14 protein-coding genes, 1 tRNA gene and 1 pseudogene are annotated in these 15,878 nt (G+C 63.2%); 3 read left to right on the forward strand and 13 right to left on the reverse strand.

The window, feature by feature from the left end; all coding sequences use genetic code 11:
- Positions 1-15: 15 nt before the first annotated feature.
- Genes SynRS9902_RS03780 through SynRS9902_RS03790 form a run of 3 tightly spaced genes read right to left on the reverse strand, consistent with a single transcriptional unit; the run spans position 16 to position 3,283 of the window.
- Positions 16-744 (reverse strand): succinate dehydrogenase/fumarate reductase iron-sulfur subunit, encoded by a 729-nt coding sequence (locus SynRS9902_RS03780; protein ID WP_186510031.1) that lies wholly within the window; start codon positions 742-744, stop codon positions 16-18.
- Complete coding sequence (locus SynRS9902_RS03785; RefSeq protein ID WP_186510032.1) at positions 741-2,660, reverse strand: fumarate reductase/succinate dehydrogenase flavoprotein subunit; 1,920 nt, start codon at positions 2,658-2,660, stop codon at positions 741-743. The genes SynRS9902_RS03780 and SynRS9902_RS03785 overlap by 4 nt, the downstream gene beginning before the upstream one ends.
- On the reverse strand, positions 2,657-3,283 hold the full coding sequence (locus tag SynRS9902_RS03790) for a succinate dehydrogenase cytochrome b subunit (protein ID WP_186510033.1): 627 nt from the start codon (positions 3,281-3,283) through the stop codon (positions 2,657-2,659). The genes SynRS9902_RS03785 and SynRS9902_RS03790 overlap by 4 nt, the downstream gene beginning before the upstream one ends.
- A 184-nt stretch (positions 3,284-3,467) precedes the next feature.
- Between SynRS9902_RS03790 and SynRS9902_RS03795 the strand changes: the two genes are divergently transcribed.
- Positions 3,468-4,505, forward strand: a complete 1,038-nt coding sequence (locus tag SynRS9902_RS03795; protein WP_255446190.1) for a hypothetical protein — start codon at positions 3,468-3,470, stop codon at positions 4,503-4,505.
- A gap of 20 nt (positions 4,506-4,525) precedes the next feature.
- Positions 4,526-5,611 carry a hypothetical protein gene (locus SynRS9902_RS03800; RefSeq protein ID WP_186510034.1) on the forward strand — a complete coding sequence of 362 codons (1,086 nt, stop codon included), beginning with the start codon at positions 4,526-4,528 and terminating at the stop codon, positions 5,609-5,611.
- A gap of 22 nt (positions 5,612-5,633) precedes the next feature.
- Here SynRS9902_RS03800 and SynRS9902_RS03805 read toward each other — a convergent pair.
- Positions 5,634-5,706: transfer RNA gene (locus SynRS9902_RS03805), tRNA-Thr, on the reverse strand.
- Between the two features lie 97 nt (positions 5,707-5,803).
- Here SynRS9902_RS03805 and SynRS9902_RS03810 point away from each other — a divergent pair.
- Complete coding sequence (locus SynRS9902_RS03810) at positions 5,804-6,022, forward strand: DUF3493 domain-containing protein (protein ID WP_370586331.1); 219 nt, start codon at positions 5,804-5,806, stop codon at positions 6,020-6,022.
- Positions 6,023-6,625: 603 nt separating this feature from the next.
- Here the strand turns inward: SynRS9902_RS03810 and SynRS9902_RS13580 are convergent.
- From SynRS9902_RS13580 to grrP, 9 genes and pseudogenes are all read right to left on the reverse strand, one after another.
- Positions 6,626-7,183, reverse strand: a pseudogene (locus SynRS9902_RS13580) (low-complexity tail membrane protein); the annotation flags it as partial.
- Positions 7,184-7,197: 14 nt separating this feature from the next.
- Positions 7,198-10,551: a translation initiation factor IF-2 gene (gene infB, locus SynRS9902_RS03815; protein ID WP_186510035.1), complete on the reverse strand. Its 3,354-nt coding sequence runs from the start codon at positions 10,549-10,551 to the stop codon at positions 7,198-7,200.
- 69 nt (positions 10,552-10,620) lie between these two features.
- Positions 10,621-10,899 (reverse strand): YlxR family protein, encoded by a 279-nt coding sequence (locus SynRS9902_RS03820; protein WP_114989435.1) that lies wholly within the window; start codon positions 10,897-10,899, stop codon positions 10,621-10,623.
- Positions 10,896-12,347: a transcription termination factor NusA gene (gene nusA, locus SynRS9902_RS03825; RefSeq protein WP_186510036.1), complete on the reverse strand. Its 1,452-nt coding sequence runs from the start codon at positions 12,345-12,347 to the stop codon at positions 10,896-10,898. The genes SynRS9902_RS03820 and nusA overlap by 4 nt, the downstream gene beginning before the upstream one ends.
- 54 nt (positions 12,348-12,401) lie before the next feature.
- Positions 12,402-12,869, reverse strand: a complete 468-nt coding sequence (gene rimP, locus SynRS9902_RS03830; RefSeq protein WP_186510037.1) for a ribosome maturation factor RimP — start codon at positions 12,867-12,869, stop codon at positions 12,402-12,404.
- A 110-nt stretch (positions 12,870-12,979) separates the two neighbouring features.
- Entirely contained in the window at positions 12,980-13,237 is a 258-nt protein-coding gene (locus SynRS9902_RS03835; RefSeq protein ID WP_186510038.1) for a hypothetical protein, read from the reverse strand.
- A 115-nt stretch (positions 13,238-13,352) separates the two neighbouring features.
- Complete coding sequence (gene grrM / locus SynRS9902_RS03840; RefSeq protein WP_186510039.1) at positions 13,353-14,552, reverse strand: cyclophane-forming radical SAM/SPASM peptide maturase GrrM/OscB; 1,200 nt, start codon at positions 14,550-14,552, stop codon at positions 13,353-13,355.
- Positions 14,549-14,950, reverse strand: coding sequence for a GrrA/OscA1 family cyclophane-containing rSAM-modified RiPP (gene grrA / locus SynRS9902_RS03845; RefSeq protein ID WP_186510040.1), 402 nt, complete (start codon positions 14,948-14,950; stop codon positions 14,549-14,551). The genes grrM and grrA overlap by 4 nt, the downstream gene beginning before the upstream one ends.
- A 40-nt stretch (positions 14,951-14,990) precedes the next feature.
- Complete coding sequence (gene grrP, locus SynRS9902_RS03850) at positions 14,991-15,851, reverse strand: extracellular substrate binding-like orphan protein GrrP (RefSeq protein WP_186510041.1); 861 nt, start codon at positions 15,849-15,851, stop codon at positions 14,991-14,993.
- Between the last annotated feature and the right edge of the window lie 27 nt (positions 15,852-15,878).

Consider the following 15,878-nt stretch of genomic DNA (forward strand, 5'->3'; position numbering starts at 1 on the left):
TGAATTTTTGCTCAGTCAGCTTCTGCGTTCCCGGTGCATCCAGCTGATCCAGTCTGCGGAAATCTCCTGGGGGCAGACCGCCTCGCATTCGAGGTTGCTGCTGCAGCTGCCGAAGCCCTCCGCCTCCATCTGGCGTTGCATGGCGTCGGCGCGGCTGGCCCGTTCCGGTTGCCCCTGCGGCAGTTGCCCCAAGTGCGCCAGCTTGGCGGCCACGAACAGGCTTGCTGAGGCATTGCGGCAACTGGCGACGCAGGCGCCACAACCGATGCAGGTTGCCGTGCTGAAGGCGCTGGTGGCCTGCTCCCTGCCCACGGGCAGGGCGTTGCCATCCGGCGCCTGGCCGGTGCCCGTTGAGCAGTAGCCGCCGGCGGCGATCAGCCGGTCAAAGGCCGAGCGGTCCACCATCAGATCCTGGATCGGAGGGAAGGCCTTGGCGCGCCAGGGCTCCAGGGTCAGCACCGCACCATCGTTGAACTCCCGCAGGTAGAGCTGACACACCGATGTGGCGGCCCGTGGGCCATGGGCCTGGCCATTCACCAGGAAGCCGCAGCTGCCGCAGATGCCTTCGCGGCAGTCGTGCTCGAAGATCACCGGCCGTTCCCCGGCGCTGATCAGTTGTTCGTTGAGCTGATCGAGGGCCTCCAGCAGGGAGAGGTTGGGGGAGACGTTCTCCAGCTGATGGCTCTGGTAACCACCGGGTTGATCGGCGCTGCTCTGGCGCCAGATGCGCAGGGTGAGTTTCATTTGTAGCTCCGGGTGCTGGGTTGCAGCGCGGTGAATTGCAGCGGTTCGCTGTGCCGGATCGGCTCACCGTTGTTGTTGTGCTCCCAGGCGGCGATGTGGGCGAAGTTCACGTCGTCCCGTCGGGCTTCGCCCTCGTCACTTTGGTGTTCCTCGCGGAAGTGAGCCCCGCACGACTCCTCCCGGGCCAGGGCATCCCGCAGCATCAGCTGGGCCAGCCCGAAGAAGTCTTTAACCCGCAGCGCTTTCTCCAGCTCGGCATTGGGGCCGCCGGCTTCGCCGGGCACCCGCACTTCGGCCTCGAACTGCTCCTCCAGCGTCTTTACCTGTTCCAGCCCCTCCCGCAGACCATCGGCATGGCGGCTGATGCCGCAGCGGTCGATCATCACGCTGCCCAGCTCGCGATGGAATCTGTCCACCGGGGTGCTGCCTGCGCTGTTGATCAATTGGCTGATGCGACGGCGGGTGCTCTCCAAGGCCTCGCGGCAGGCCGGGTGATCGGTGGCTACATCCTGCGCCGGGTTGCCCGCCAGCCAGGCCGTGACCGTGGACGGCGCAATGAAGTAGCCATCGGCGAGTCCTTGCATCAGGGCGCTGGCGCCCAGGCGGTTGGCGCCATGTTCGGAGTAGTTCGCTTCCCCCAGAACAAACAGGCCAGGGATGGAACTCATCAGGTGGTAGTCCACCCAGAGGCCGCCCATTGTGTAGTGCGGTGCGGGATAAATCCGCATCGGCTTCTTGTAGGGGTCATCGCCGCTGATGCGCTCGTACATCGTCATCAAGTTGCCGTAGCGGGCGGCAATGGCGTCTTTGCCTTCGGCTCTGATGGCATCGGTAAGGTCGAGGTAAACCGAGCGTCCCCCTGGGCCTACACCCCGCCCCGCGTTGCAGAGTTCTCTGGCCCGCCTGGAGGCGACGTCCCGCGGCGTCATGTTGCCGTAGGTGGGATAAAGCCTCTCGAGGAAGTAGTCGCGTTCCTCTTCCGGTATCGCATCGGGTTGGCGCGTCTCGCCGGGGTTCTTGGGCAGCCAGACCCGCCCGTCGTTGCGCAGGCTTTCGCTCATCAGCGTCAGCTTGCTCTGGAAGACATCGCCACTGGGAATGCAGGTGGGATGGATCTGGGTGAAGCAGGGATTGGCGAACAGCGCCCCTTTGCGGTGGGCCCTCCAGATCGCACTGGTGTTCGACTTCAGTGCGTTGGTGGAGAGGAAGTAGACGTTGCTGTAACCGCCGGTGCAGAGCAGAACGGTGCGGGCGGTGTGCACCTCCAGCTCACCACTCAGCAGATGGCGCGCCACCACGCCACGGGCCACCCCATCCACGGTGATCAGTTCGAGCACGTCCCGGCGGGTGAGCAGTTGAACGCGGCCCAGCTCCACCTGGCGCATCAAGGCCTGGTAGGCGCCATACAGCAATTGCTGGCCGGTCTGCCCCCGGGCATAGAAGGTGCGGCTCACCAGGGCCCCGCCAAAACTGCGGGTGGCCAGGCTGCCGCCGTATTCGCGCGCGAACGGCACCCCCTGGGCCACGCATTGATCGATGATGCCGCTGCTGATTTCCGCCAGCCGCTGGCAGCCCGCTTCCCGGGCGCGGAAGTCGCCTCCTTTGAGGGTGTCGGCGAACAGGCGGCTGACGCTGTCGCCATCCACCGCCACAGAACGTGCGGCATTGATGCCCCCCTGGGCCGCCACCGAATGGGCACGCCGCGGGCTGTCGTGAAAGCTGAGCACCGTGACCCGGTAGCCCTGTTGGGCCAGAGTCGCCGCGGCGGAAGCTCCCGCCAGGCCGGTGCCCACCACGAGCACGTCCATCTGCCCTTTGCGCAGAGGGCTGATCAGCGGCAGTCCTTCGCGGGTCCGTCGCCAGGCATCGGCGAGCGGCCCGGTGGGAATCCTGGGATCAGGCAAGCCCTTTGTCATGGCAACCCTCCAAGGGCCAGTCCCAGGCTGATCAGCAGGAAGCCTCCCCCGATTCCCGACGCCAAAAGGCGACCTCCCCAGCGGATGCTGGGGCCGTTGGCCGGGTTGAGCAAACCCAGGTTGCGGTGGGCTGCTTCCGCGCCGTGGAGCAGATGCAGACCAATGGCCAGGCTGCCGGCGGCATAAACCACCAGGTTGATTGGCTGCAGCAGCACCTGCAGCAGCACCTCTCGCTCCAGACCGTCAGCCGGCCGTGGCCAACGCAGTTGCTGCAGGTGCAGGGTGAGAAACCCCAATGTGATGAGGCCAGCAACCAGCTTGCTTCGGCTGGCAAGTGCCTCGAGCGGTTGACCGCGACGGCTACGCAGCGCCGCTGTGTTTCCAGCACCTCGATTCCGCAGCGTTTTGGCGATGGTGAGGCTGAGATGCACGGCTGCGGTGGCGGCCAGGCCGGCCTCCAACACCGGCAGCCATGGCTGCTGATGCAGGGCCGTGGCGTAGTGCTCGAACTGCACCGGCGCAATCAGGGCGGGCAACAAACCGGCCAGATGAACCACCAGAAACAGCACCAATAACAACCCGCTAACGGCTGATCCAATGCGCATCAAGGTTGGATCCTGCATGAACCCCGGGCCACAGGATTTCGGCAGGGACGATACCGGCTATCGACACGTTGTTTCGACATCAGGGTCGTCATTGATTCCCAGGTCAATCGTATTCAGAAAGAGGAAAGGGCTGGTTCCGTGCTGGTCGCCTTCGCGCACCCTTGTCATCGTGGGGACGTTGTAACCGCTTGCTGACGTGAGGGTGAGGTCCCGTCGTTGGACATGGCGGCTTGTCTGGCTTGCGTTGGCTTGCGCGCTAACCCTGTCTCTCGCGCAGTTGGGATGGGGAGCCCAGGCTGCTGTCGACCAGAGGCCGGCACCGATTGATTGGGGGGCGGCCCCGGTGGAGGTGATCGAGCCGGAAAGCCCGCCACTTCGGATCGGTGCCTACATCACCAACATCAACAACATCGATCTCCTGGAGGACCAGTTCTCTGTGGAGATGCTGCTCTGGACCACCTGGGCCGGTGATCCGCAGGCCGATCCCAGTGATCAGCTGATGATCCTGAATGGGATTTATGACGGCGACATTCAGCGGTTTGAGCGGGTCAGCCATGAGCAAACTGAAGCCGGGTCTTGGACGCTTTATCGGGTGCGCTCGGCCGTGGTCAAACGCTGGCGGCTGCAGCGCTATCCCTTCGACGACCAAATGCTGCACATCCAGATCGGTCTGGCTGATCCGCTGGCGTCCGTGAATCTGGATGTTGCTGAACCGGATCCCTTCGCTGTGTCTCCCGGTCTGGTGTTGCCGGGCTGGATCTTGAAGCAGCCCGGTGCCTATGCCTCCAGCGTCAGCCTGATGAGTGATCTTGGGCGCCCGTTGATGGATGGAGAGGTGCTTCGTCGTCAACCGGCCGTGTCGCTTGATCTGCTGATTCAGCGCCGCAGTCTCCTCTTCGTGGCACCTGATTTTCTCGGCTACATGCTCGCGATCGGCTTGTGCTGCATGAGTTTGCTGATTACCCACAGCCGGGATGATCTGATCCTGGCTGCTGTGGTGTCAGCGGGAGGCAATTTTGTCTACATCGCTGGGAAGCTGCCGGTCACAGCCATGGCGGGCTTCATCGGCAATCTGCAGCTGATCATTTTCCTGGGGATTTTGTATGTGGTTGCGGCTGATGAGTTGATTGACAGCCATCTGGTTGTTCTCAACGAGCGCGTCTCCCAGGTTCTGCGTGTGTTGCTGTTGCCCAGCTATGTGGGCATAACGCTTCTTGGCATCCTCTGGATTATTCCTTGACTCAACCATCCCCCACTGAGATGTCGGCGTCGCAGGCCAAGGGCCTCTGGGCCTTTGTTACCAGCGCATTGACGCTTTTGATCCTTCTGTTGGGAGTTCTGTCGATTCAGCCCCGGTTGTCGGAACGTCGCGAGCTGTTGCCCGATCGATATGTTCTCACTGCCGATGAAGTTGCAGCACTGCCGCAAGGCACGCTTCCCGTGGTGTTGGATCGACGCCTCGGTCAGGATCAGAACGACTTTCGCTTTCGCTTGCTGAAGCTGGTGCTGGAGCGCAGCGGCACACCATTTGCCCTGGGTTTTAGCGCTGCCGTTCAGCCGCAGGATGAGGCGATTGCAGCGCTCGCGGAAGGGCAGAAGGCAGCTCGGCGGAACCCTCTGCGGCTCTCGGTTGGTGTTTACGGTGCCGGCCCTGAGTTGAACCGTCGTCTGCGGGCGGTGCCCATTCCGGTGACGGGTGGAATCCTCGGGCTGCGGGCGGGATGGACCAATCAGGCATCCCTGGCCGAACTGCAAACGATCCGCAGCCTTCAGGACCTCCAACGCATCGTTTTGGTGCAAGGACTGGGCTGGAGCGATGTTGAAATTTTCGATCGTGCTGGGTTGCGCACCTACACCGCCCGGTCGGAAAAATTGCTGCGCTTGGTGAATGACAACCGGGTGCAGTTGTTTCCCCGCGGTGTGGCGGAACTTGAAGCGGAGGCTTCCGTGGTGAGGTCGTTGTACCCGCAGATGCTGCTGGATCCCCATCTGTTGATTGTTTATCCCTTTGCGGGTTTCTTCTTTGTGGCTCCAGAGAACACGGAGCTGGCAGCTGCGATTCAGACCGGTTTTGAACGGGTGATCGCCGATGGCTCGTACCAGCGCCTTGTTGAAGAAGCGATCATGACGCCCTGGTTGAGGCGCCAACTCAACCTGCGGTCGCGAAGGATCCTGGTGCTTCAGAATCCTGAGGCGGCTGACGTGTTGGCTGATGTGAATCCAGATCACTGGATTGTTCCCTGGAATGATCTTCTCAGTGGAAGGATCACCAGCGGGAATGATCTCTGCTCGTCTTCGGGATTGAAGAGGCTATGTGTTAAAAAAACGCGCATTGAATCCGGCTGATTCAACGCACCACTGCTTAAAAAGCCGATGACCTGACTTGAACAGGCGACCCACGCTTTACGAAAGCGTTGCTCTACCGGCTGAGCTACATCGGCGTCATGGGCAATTTAACATTTGCTCTGAATACAACTTGGACGTTTGCCCGATAATCCCCGCCCCAAATCTGGCCTTGATCCCGCCCTGCGGGAACGGTTGCTGAAGGAATCACAGACCCCTTGGCGTGGGCTCAGACGGCTCGTCTGGTTCGCTCTCTTTGCCTCCGCTGGACTTGGCCTGTTCACGATGGCTTTCCGTGCTTCCGCCGGCGACACCGTCGATCTGGCTGACTTCGGCATCCAGGGGGGTGCCCTCCTGCTCTTCTCCGGTCTGCTCTGGTTCGACCGCAACAGGAGCAGCAGCAGCGACGCTTGATTCTTCGGCGTCAACCGCACGGATGTCTTCAGCGTCGTCGTCTTCCGACATGTCGTCTTGATCCTCTGCATCGACCGGTTCCAGCGCTTCGGGCTCGACGACATCAGACTCTGCGGCCGTCGCGGTGTTGATGGCTGAACGTTTGCCGTCTGGCTCTTGGTTGTCTGGTGCTTCGTCGTCTGGCTCTTCGTTGTCAGGGCTGATGTAGGAGGCGCTGATGTCTTCAGTGCTGTCGTCCGGTTCCGGCGTGGTCTCTTCCATGTCTTCCACGTCCATGGCATCATCGGCGTCCTGATCGCTTGTTGGAGCAGCCTCTTCAGCGTCATCAGACGACTCCTCGTCAGCTTGAGCCTCGGCAACGACGGGCTCAGGAGCGGTTTCGGGATCAGCTTCGTCAGACACTGCAGCCGTCACCGGATTGTTGGCTGAAATATCCCCGTCGGGTGCTTCGTTGTCAGTGCTGGCTTGATCAGTAGTGGCTTGATCCGTGCTGTCGTCCGTCTCCGACGCGGTGTCGTCCACCCCGATGGCCTGGTTGGGCTCTTGCTTGATCGGCTCCACCACAGGCTCCGGCCACTCCAGGCCAGGGAAGTTGAGCAACTGCAGGCCCAGGCTGGTGCGTTGCGTTGCCACAGCATCAGCACGAAAAGCCGAATCGACAGGGGCGACGGTTCCTGGTGATCCAAGCAACAGCGCTGCGGCTTGGATCAGCTGCTGCACCTGCCAGACCATCAAGGCCAGCAATGGGCTGACCAGCAACAGGGTGACCAGACGGGATTGTCCCGACACCGGGGAAAATTCACTCGCCAGCACCGCTGAATCGTCCATCCACCAGAGCACGCGCAGCAGGACCACTGCGGCGATCACCACAGCGGCGCGGCTGCTCAATCCGCCTTGGGATGCACTGATGCGGAGTTGATCGCTGTTGCGGCTGGCCAGCGGCTGACGCACGAACAGCAGTGAGCCCCAGTCGGCGGGCCGTCGCCACAACGCGACGGCTGGGGCCAGGACCCCCACCCCCCAGATCAGAAATCGCTCCACACCGGGAACAGGACCCGGATCCGCGCCGGCCAGAACCAGGCGGATCAGCAGCAGCTCCAGGGGAATGGCTCCAAGGGCCAGGCACTGAAGCCAGAGCAGTGGCTCGCTGCGGGGCTGCACGATCGCTTGCGGGGTCAGGTGGTGAGTTTGCGGCGTTGGGTGACCATCTTGAAGGCTTCAATGCGATCGCCTTCTTCCCAGTTGGCGAACCGATCGGTGCCGACACCGCATTCGAAGCCCGTGGCCACTTCCTTGACGTCGTCCTTGTTGCGACGCAGGGAGTCGAGGTCGCCCTCGTAGACCACCTGTTTTCCGCGGTGCACCCGCACCCGGCAGTTGCGATGCAGCTTGCCGGTGGTGACATAACAGCCGGCCACGGCGCTCTTGCCGATGGTGAAGACGGCGCGCACCTCGGCTTCGCCCAGGGCTTCCTCCACCAGTTCCGGCTCCAGCAGACCTTCCATCGCCAACTGGATGTCTTCCAGCAGCTTGTAGATCACGTCGTAGTCGCGCACATCCACCCCGGTGGCATCCGCCGCTTTCTTGGCGCCGGAGGCCATGGAGGTGTTGAAGCCCACGATCACCGCGCCGGAAGCGGCGGCCAGGTCGACGTCGGTTTCGGTGATCTCGCCAGGTGCCGACAGCAGCACCCGCACCTGCACCTCATCCTTGGGCAGCTGCTCGAGCGATCCGAGGATGGCCTCCACAGAGCCTTGAACGTCGGCCTTGAGAATCAGGTTGAGTTCCTTCAGCTCACCGTCATTGGCCTGGCCGGACATGGCCGTGAGCGAGACGCGTCTTGACGCCATCTGCTGAGCAAGACGGGTGGCGCGGGCATCGGAGGCGCGATCGCCCACAACGGCCCGGGCAGATTTCTCGTCGGGGTACACCTCGAACTCGTCACCGGCGGTGGGCACCTCGCTGAAGCCCAGGGCCTCCACAGCAAAGGAGGGGCCCGCTTCCTTGAGGCGTTGACGGTTGTCGTCCACCATGGCGCGCACCTTGCCCAGCACCGGACCAGCGGCGACGACGTCGCCGGTCTTGAGGGTGCCGTTCTGCACCAGCAGCGTGGCCACGGGGCCTTTGGCCTTATCGAGGTGGGCCTCGATCACGGTGCCGCGGGCCAGACGATCCGGGTTGGCCTGCAGGTCTTCCACTTCGGTGACCAACAGCAGCATCTCCAGCAGCTTGTCGATGTTTTCGCCCTTGATGGCGCTCACTGGCACCATCACCACATCGCCGCCCCAGTCTTCCGCCAGCAGGTTTTGCTCAGACAGCTCCTGCTTCACCCGCTCGGGCGATGAACCTTCCTTGTCGATCTTGTTGATCGCCACCACGATCGGCACTTCAGCGGCCCGGGCGTGGCTGATGGCTTCCAGGGTCTGGGGGCGGACGCCGTCATCAGCAGCCACCACCAGCACAGCCACGTCGGTCACCTTGGTGCCGCGGGCTCGCATGGCCGTGAAGGCTTCGTGGCCCGGAGTGTCCAGGAAGGTGAGCTTGCGCTGCTCGTTGTTGTGCTCGATCTCAACCTGATACGCACCGATGTGCTGGGTGATGCCGCCAGCCTCACCCGCAGCGACGCGGGCCTGACGGATGGCATCCAGCAGGCTGGTTTTGCCATGGTCGACGTGGCCCATGACGGTGACCACGGGCGGACGTCGGATCAGGTGAGCCTTGTCGGCCTCTTCGATCATCTCGACGGTCTTCTTGGCCGCCTCCTCCACGTCGTCCTGCAGCACCGGCACACCGAATTCGTCGGCAACGGCCTCGATTGTGGGCATGTCCAGGGTCTGGGTGACCGTGGCGATGATCCCTTTGAAGAAGAGGGATTTGATGATCTCTGAGCTTTCGACGCTCAGCATGTCCGCCAGTTCCTGCACCGTGAGGTTGTCCTCCGGCACCACGATCATTTCAGGACGCACTTGCTTGGCTTCCCGGGCTGCCCGCAGCTCCATGGCACGCCGGCGCTGACGCTGACGGGCGGTTTCCTTCTTGCGCTTGCGCATCGCTGCCACCGGCTTGGGTGCGGTGCGCTTCTGCGACTTGGGCTTGGCGGGACGAGCCAGGCTCGCCGAGAGAACCATGTTCTCCTGTTCACCGGCGAAGCCGCCGGTCTGTGCCGCCAGGGAATCATCGTTTTCACCGATGATGTGCACCTTTTGGCGCTGCTTCTGCGGCGAGCGGCTGCGCAGAGCATCGAGCCGTGCGCTGTCATCCCAGTCGGGACGGCCTGGCCGCCGCTGGCCACCAGGGCCACCCGGACGGAAGCTGGGACGGCGGGGCGCCGAGGGGGCATTCGGACGCGACACGGGCGGGGTGGCTGTTCCTGCACCTGCACCGGTTTTGGTGGGTGCATCCGGACGGCGGGGTGCCGGTGCCGTTGGCCTGCCGACAGGCTTTTGCAGCTGCATGAGCTCACCGGGAGCCACCGGTTTGCGCATTCCAGCGGGCATGCCGGGACGTCCAGGCGCTCCCGGACGGGTGGGCGCACCAGGGCGACCGCTACCTGTGCTGCTGCCGTCGCGACGAATCGGCTTGCCGACCAGTTCAAGGGTGTTGCCGCTGCGGGGGGGCATCCCGGGGCGACCCTGTCGGGTGGGGGCTCCTGGGCGGCTTGGACTGCCCTGGCGTTGAGGCACGCCGGTGCCTGCCGGACGGCGGGGCACGGGTTTGCCCACCAGTTCAGGCCTCGGAGTGGGCCGTGAGGGTGCACCAGGCTTTGTGGGGGCACCGGCACGGGTTGGCGCGCCGGGCCGAGATGGAGCTCCTGCGCGGATGATCTGTGGCTTGGGCTGCCCCTGGCCAGGGGTGGGCCGCCCTGGGCTTCCAGAACCTGCGGGGCGTGGCGTCGGGCGAGCCGGTGTGGGCCGCGGCGTGGGTGCCGTGGGTTTGGCAGCAGCCTTGGGCTTGCTCACCGGTTCCGGTTTGCCTGCAGCCGGCTTGCTGACAACCTGCGGCTTGGCCGCGGCAGGTCGTGGAACGGGTTTTGCCGCCGTTGGTCGCGCTGGGGCTGCGGGGGGTTTCTGAGGAGTGGCGGGCCGCGCCGGTGCTGCTGAGGCTTTCACCGGTGCAGCCGCTGGCTTGCTGATCACCGGTTTGGACGTAGCCGCTGCGGGAGGCTTCGGGGCCGCCTGCGGTTTGGCAGCCGCTACGGGTTTGGCGACCACGGGCTTGGCAGCCACAGGCTTGGCGACCGGTTTGCTCGCCGCTGGGGCGGGCTTGCTTGGCGCGGCGGGGGCCGCTTTCTTCACCGAGAGGATGGCCTTGCCAGCTGCGGGCTTGGCAGGGGCCGCGGCAGTGGGTTTCGCACCATTCCCGCCTTTGCCGAGGAGCGAACGGATCTTTCCGGCTTCAGCGTCACTGATCGAGCTGCTGTGGCTCTTCGCAGCGATCGACAGCTTTTCAGCCGCATCCAGCACGTCCTTGTTCTCAAGGCCGAGGTCCTTGGACAGCTCGTAAATTCTGACTTTGCCGCTGCTGGTCATTCAGTTCGGGTCTCCGATCGGTCCGGGCATGGAATGCCGCGGTGGCCTCGCACAAGGTGGGGCCAATGTTCAGTCTGCCTCAGCGGATTCACCAACGCTTTGGTTAAGCCGCTGTTTCAACACCGCAAGCACTGTTTCGGGCACCTGACAACGCAGGGCTTTCTGCAGACGCTTGCGACGGGTCGCCTCCTCAAGGCAGTTCTCCTCGCGGCAGAGATAGGCCGAACGGCCCATCCCCTTATCGAGGAGAACTCCGTCCTGATGGTCGCGGATCACCCTCCAGAGTTGGCGGCGATCCAAGAGCTGGCGGCAGGCCACGCAGCGACGCAGGACGGGGCGGTCACTCACCGGACCTGCTCCTGATCGGGCTCGGCATCGGCCTCAGCCGCTGCGTCCGTGCTTTCAGCCTCGGCTTCGAACTCGGTTTCGCTGCCGGCTTCCACCTCAGCGGGCTCCTCGTCAGAGAACTCCTGCTCGGCCTGCTCCTCGCCGTACTCCTCCTCGTCTTCGGGCAGCGGATACAGCTTCCGCAGGCGTGCATCCTCTTCCGCCCGAGCGGCCTGTTCGGCGGCCAGCCGTTCTTCGACTTGCTGCTGGAGGGCTTCTTCCTCCTCGCGCTGGGAGATCAGCTCCGCCACCACGGCATCCTCTGCCTCTTGGTCGTATTCAGTGGAGTTCTTGATGTCGATCTTCCAGCCGGTGAGTCGGGCTGCCAGGCGCACGTTCTGGCCCTCGCGGCCGATGGCCAGGCTCAGCTGATCGGGTGGCACCAGCACATGGGCGTGCTGGCCCACGGGATCCACCAGGCGCACCATTTCCACCCGAGCGGGGCTGAGGGAGTTGGCGATGTACTGGCCAGGATCCTGCGACCAGCGGATCACGTCGATTTTTTCTCCACGCAGTTCGTTCACCACCTGCTGAATGCGGGAGCCGCGGGCGCCGATGCAGGCGCCGACGGGATCCACCTCGCGTTCGATGCTGTCGACGGCCACCTTGGTGCGGGGGCCCACGGAACGGGAGGGGGGATTTGCCTCACGGGCCACGGCCACGATCCGAACGGATCCTTCCTGAATTTCGGGAACTTCGTTCTCGAACAGGTAGACCACCAAACCGGCATTGGAGCGGCTGACGAACAGCTGCGGTCCCCGGCGGGGCACTTCGCTCACCTCTTTCAGGAAGACCTTGAAGGTGGCGTTGGCGCGGTAGTTGTCGTTGGGCAGCTGATCGCGCCGGGGGAGTTCAGCCTCCACTTCCGGACGGCCCAGGCCTGAGCTGACCGCCATGATCACCGACTGGCGCTCGAAGCGGATCACCCGGGCCGTCAGCACCGGATCCTCCAGATCAGCGAATTCCTCCTGGATCATGCGGCGCTGCTGATCACGCAGCTTCTGGGCCAGCACCTGCTTGGTGGTGGCGGCGGCCATCCGGCCGAAGTCCTCTTTCTCTGGGGTGACATCCAGCACCACCGTGTCGCCTACCTGGGCGTCATCGGCCACCTGCATCACCTCGGCGATCGCGATCTGATGGTCTTCGCTCTCCACCTCATCAACAATGATCTTGCTGGCGAGAACTCGGTAGCCCTCCTCCTCAAGGTCGAGGCCAACATCGAAGTTGCTGAAGTACTCCTCATCAAAAGGGTCTTCGCTGATGCCGATGTACAGGGTGCGCCGGTAGCGCTCATAGCCCTTCAGCAGGGCCTCCCGCAGGGCCGCCTCCACCACTTGGGGCGGCAGCTTCTTCTCTTCGCTGATGTCGTCGATCAGGTTGTTGAGACCGGGAAGCAGGACGAGAGCCATCGCGTTGGGTTAGGGGAAAAGAAAGGAGCGGTTGCAGGGGTGTGAACGCTGGGTTCAGCTGCCTGGACTCGTGAGGCGGACACCGATCACGCAATCCCGGGGAATCCGTTTGATTCGTCCGCGAATGTTGATCTGCAGCGTGTCGGCGTCGCGTTCGAGCAAGAGGCCCTCCAGGCGTTGCTCGCTGTCGTCCTTGTCGCGGTGATGAACCTCCACGGGGAACCCACGGAAGGTTTCAAAGTCGCGATCGCTGGACAGCTGGTCGCCGATGCCGGGACTGCTGATCTCCAGAACATACGCGTCAGTGAGCAGGGTGGAGGCCTCAAGGGCATCCCCCAGCACGCCACTGAAACCGGCGCAGTCATCAAGGCTCACATCCGCTCCACTTCTGTGGCGGATCTGCACTTCCAGGGTCATCGGGCTCATGTGGTTGAGCAGCTGAATGCCGCAAAGGGCAAAGCCTTTGCTGGCGGCCACATCGGTGACCAGCGTTTCGAGATCCGGAAGCAGAGGATGAGGCAACGCGAACTGAGGGCGGACGTCGGCCCGACGTGCATTTCAGTTGTGACCGATCCCCCGCAGGGAGATGCCCGTCGGACACACCTTCAATGTACGGGACCGTCTGCCCGCCGTCAGCTGTTGCCCAGATCGATGGCCGGTGCATCGGGAAAGGCGTCGCCCGGCTGTTCAGCGCCGCGCCCGTCGGAATCCTGATTGATGCAGAGGCGTCGACGCTCCGGATCGGTCACGTACTGGCAGACGCGGCTCCAGAGTTTGGTGCGGCTGCCCTGAGGGCCATTGCTGAACGTCACCACGTCGGGAAGGCCAGGGCGGTCTTCGATCACGACCTGGCAGAGCTCACAGCATTGTGAAGCGGCGGATTCGCTCAAGGGTGAAGCTTAAAAACGGCTCGACCCTAAGCAGTGGACGCAAGAGCCGCTGTGCGATCGGTGGCCATCAAAACTCGCCCATTTGCTGGAAGGGGCAGAACAGCGATCGATCGCATCAAGCCCCCGATGGATTGGGTGTGAGTGGCGTCAAGGGAGGGCCTTCTTCAAAGCGCTCCAACAGCACTTGCGTGGGGATCTGGGTGCCGAAGCGGCAGGCGTTGGTTTCGCTGGAGGCGAGGGTGCCGTGTTCCCAGAACTTGTTGCTGCCGTTGCCACCGCCGCAGAGGCCGAAGTACTCGCAGCTCTTGTGGCAGGTCTCCACGCCGCTGGTCATGTCGGCCATGAGCCGACGGAACTGCTCGGTGTGGGTGGACTCCACCAGCGAAAGATCCTTGATGTTGCCAAGGTTGAAGCTGCCGTAGCGGTCGCTGGCCACCGAAAGCAGCTCAGGGTCGAAGGTGGAGAAATTGCCCTCCCAATCCACGCTGAGGATCGAGAACGGGCGATTCAGCTCGTTCTGGGTCATCCGCGCATTGCCTTGGATCAGGCTGATCACCTGCTCGAATTCGCGCAGCACCACGGGATAGCCGTCCTGCTCGCTGAGCCGCCAGAAGGCCCGCAGGAAGTCGCGGTACTTCTCTTCCATTGCGGACCCCTGCATTGAGGAGCTGGTGTTGATCCCCTCCTGCTCCTCGACGTTGAAACCCACGTCGTTGATGCCGTTGTCGCGGAAGAAGCGATACATCCGCTCCGGTTGCTCCATGGCATCGGCGGTCACCACCGAGATGCAGTGGAAGGGCATATCGTTGCGATGCAGGGCTTCAACCCCCTTCATGGCCATGGCGTGGGAGCCGCGCCCGTTGCGGAAGCGCCGGTGGGCGTCGTGGATGTCCTCCGGGCCATCCACACTGATGCCCACCACAATCTTGTTGCGCCGGAAGCAGTCGCACCACGCGTCATTGATCAACGTGGCGTTGGTCTGCACGTGCTGGGTGAAGTCCAGCCCCTGGGCGTTGAACTGCTCCAGGCTGTGGTGAAGAATCACCGTCGCTTCGTCGTACCAACTGGTGGGCAGGGTGAGTGGTTCCCCGGCATGCCATACCAAGGCAAATTCCGGCCCGGCATAGGGGCTTTCCAGAATTCGCTGTATCAGCAGGGGCAGAAGATCCAGGTCAAAGACCCGCTTCTTCTGCCGGTCCGGCAGATAGCAATACGAGCAATCGAGGTTGCACAGCGAGGTGGACTGCACCACCACGAGGCCGATGGGCCCGAACCGGTTGAGGTCGGGCCCGACGTTTGGAGAGGAAACAATCACCAGTTGACGAAGCCGCCGCCGCCGTTGCCCCAGGCACCGCCACCGTTGCGCCAGCCGCCGTAGTAGCGACCGTTGCCCCAGGTGTTGCGGCTATTGCTCCACTTGTTGCCGCTCTTGCCGTTGCCCCACTTGCCTTTGCCGTAGCTGTTGCCGAATTTCTTGCCCTTGCCGTTCTTCCACTTGCTCTTGGCGACAAGCTCACCTTCGATCTCAGGATCCTGAAGCAGGCTGCCCCAGTCGGTGTTCCGCACCGCTTCAATCCGGGCTTCGATGCTGTTGGCTTTGGCCTGGCCGGTCAACTGCTCGGGAGCGGTGTAGGTGGAGCTGGCTTCGGCGGTTTGGCAGAGCACAGCGCTGGAGGCCAGCAGTGCTTGAAAAGCAATCAGAGAACGCTTCATGGTTGTTGATGGGCAGAGAACAAAAGCAATCGAGGAGTCGTCAGATTCCTGGTGTCGCTGGAGTGTTGATTTCTGCTGTGACGCTGAGGATCAGGCCATAAAGGGAGCGGATCGATTCCTGGCTCAGGCCCACATCACTGCCGGGGCCGATCCAACGGTTGATCATGCGGCGCGTTCCCGCATCACCATCCATGTAGGCCTGCATCATCTGGCCCAACGCGATGTTGGTGGAGGAGAGCAGCTTGCCGTTGTTTTGGTTGACGATGCAGCTGATGCCGGAGCGGCCGTAGGGACGGAAGGGCAGCAGTGCCGTCTTGTCGATGCGGCTGTTGGCGGCCAGCCACAGGGTGCCGCCCCCCAGGATGGAGACGTCACCTGTGTAGAAGGCGTCCAACGCTTCCTTGGGGGTGATGAAGTTCTTCAGCGTGGCGCCGGGCACCACGTTCTTCAGCACCTGGGCGGAAGCGGTGTCCTTCACCACACCAATGGTTTGTCCCTCCAGTGAGGCGGGGGTTCCATCGACGGTGGTGTCGCTGGCCATCAGCAGACGGGTGCCACCGATGCCGAAGGGAAGGCTGTAGGTGACTTGCGTGGAGCGGCCCCAGGTGAAGGCCACGCCGCAGGCGATGTCGGCTTTGCCGGTGATCACGGCGCCGATGCCGTCGTTCACCGACTTGGCCACCCGGTAGTCCACCTTGCGGCGCTTGGCCTGGATCCGGATCTGTTCAAGAACGTCAACCCCGAGGCCTTCGTAGCCGGCATCTGTCTTCTGATACAGCGGCTTGACCTCCTCAAAGATCATCGCCTTGAGCGTTGTGCTCTCCGCGGAGGCTTGAGGGGTGAGGGCAACCGGGCCAGCCAGGGCAAGCAGAGCTGCCGCTGGAGCCAGAATTGCACGCATGCGAAAACTGCGTTTGCTGATTTGTTA

It is taken from the genome of Synechococcus sp. RS9902 (assembly GCF_014279635.1).
Lineage (GTDB): Bacteria > Cyanobacteriota > Cyanobacteriia > PCC-6307 > Cyanobiaceae > Parasynechococcus.

Coding starts and splice junctions, on each gene's coding strand:
- SynRS9902_RS03790 (WP_186510033.1), bottom strand. CDS start 3,283: ATGCAGGATCCAACCTTGATGCGCATTGGATCAGCCGTTAGCGGGTTG.
- grrA (WP_186510040.1), bottom strand. CDS start 14,950: ATGAAGCGTTCTCTGATTGCTTTTCAAGCACTGCTGGCCTCCAGCGCT.
- SynRS9902_RS03785 (WP_186510032.1), bottom strand. CDS start 2,660: ATGACAAAGGGCTTGCCTGATCCCAGGATTCCCACCGGGCCGCTCGCC.
- grrP (WP_186510041.1), bottom strand. CDS start 15,851: ATGCGTGCAATTCTGGCTCCAGCGGCAGCTCTGCTTGCCCTGGCTGGC.
- SynRS9902_RS03780 (WP_186510031.1), bottom strand. CDS start 744: ATGAAACTCACCCTGCGCATCTGGCGCCAGAGCAGCGCCGATCAACCC.
- nusA (WP_186510036.1), bottom strand. CDS start 12,347: ATGGCTCTCGTCCTGCTTCCCGGTCTCAACAACCTGATCGACGACATC.
- infB (WP_186510035.1), bottom strand. CDS start 10,551: ATGACCAGCAGCGGCAAAGTCAGAATTTACGAGCTGTCCAAGGACCTC.
- SynRS9902_RS03800 (WP_186510034.1), top strand. CDS start 4,526: ATGTCGGCGTCGCAGGCCAAGGGCCTCTGGGCCTTTGTTACCAGCGCA.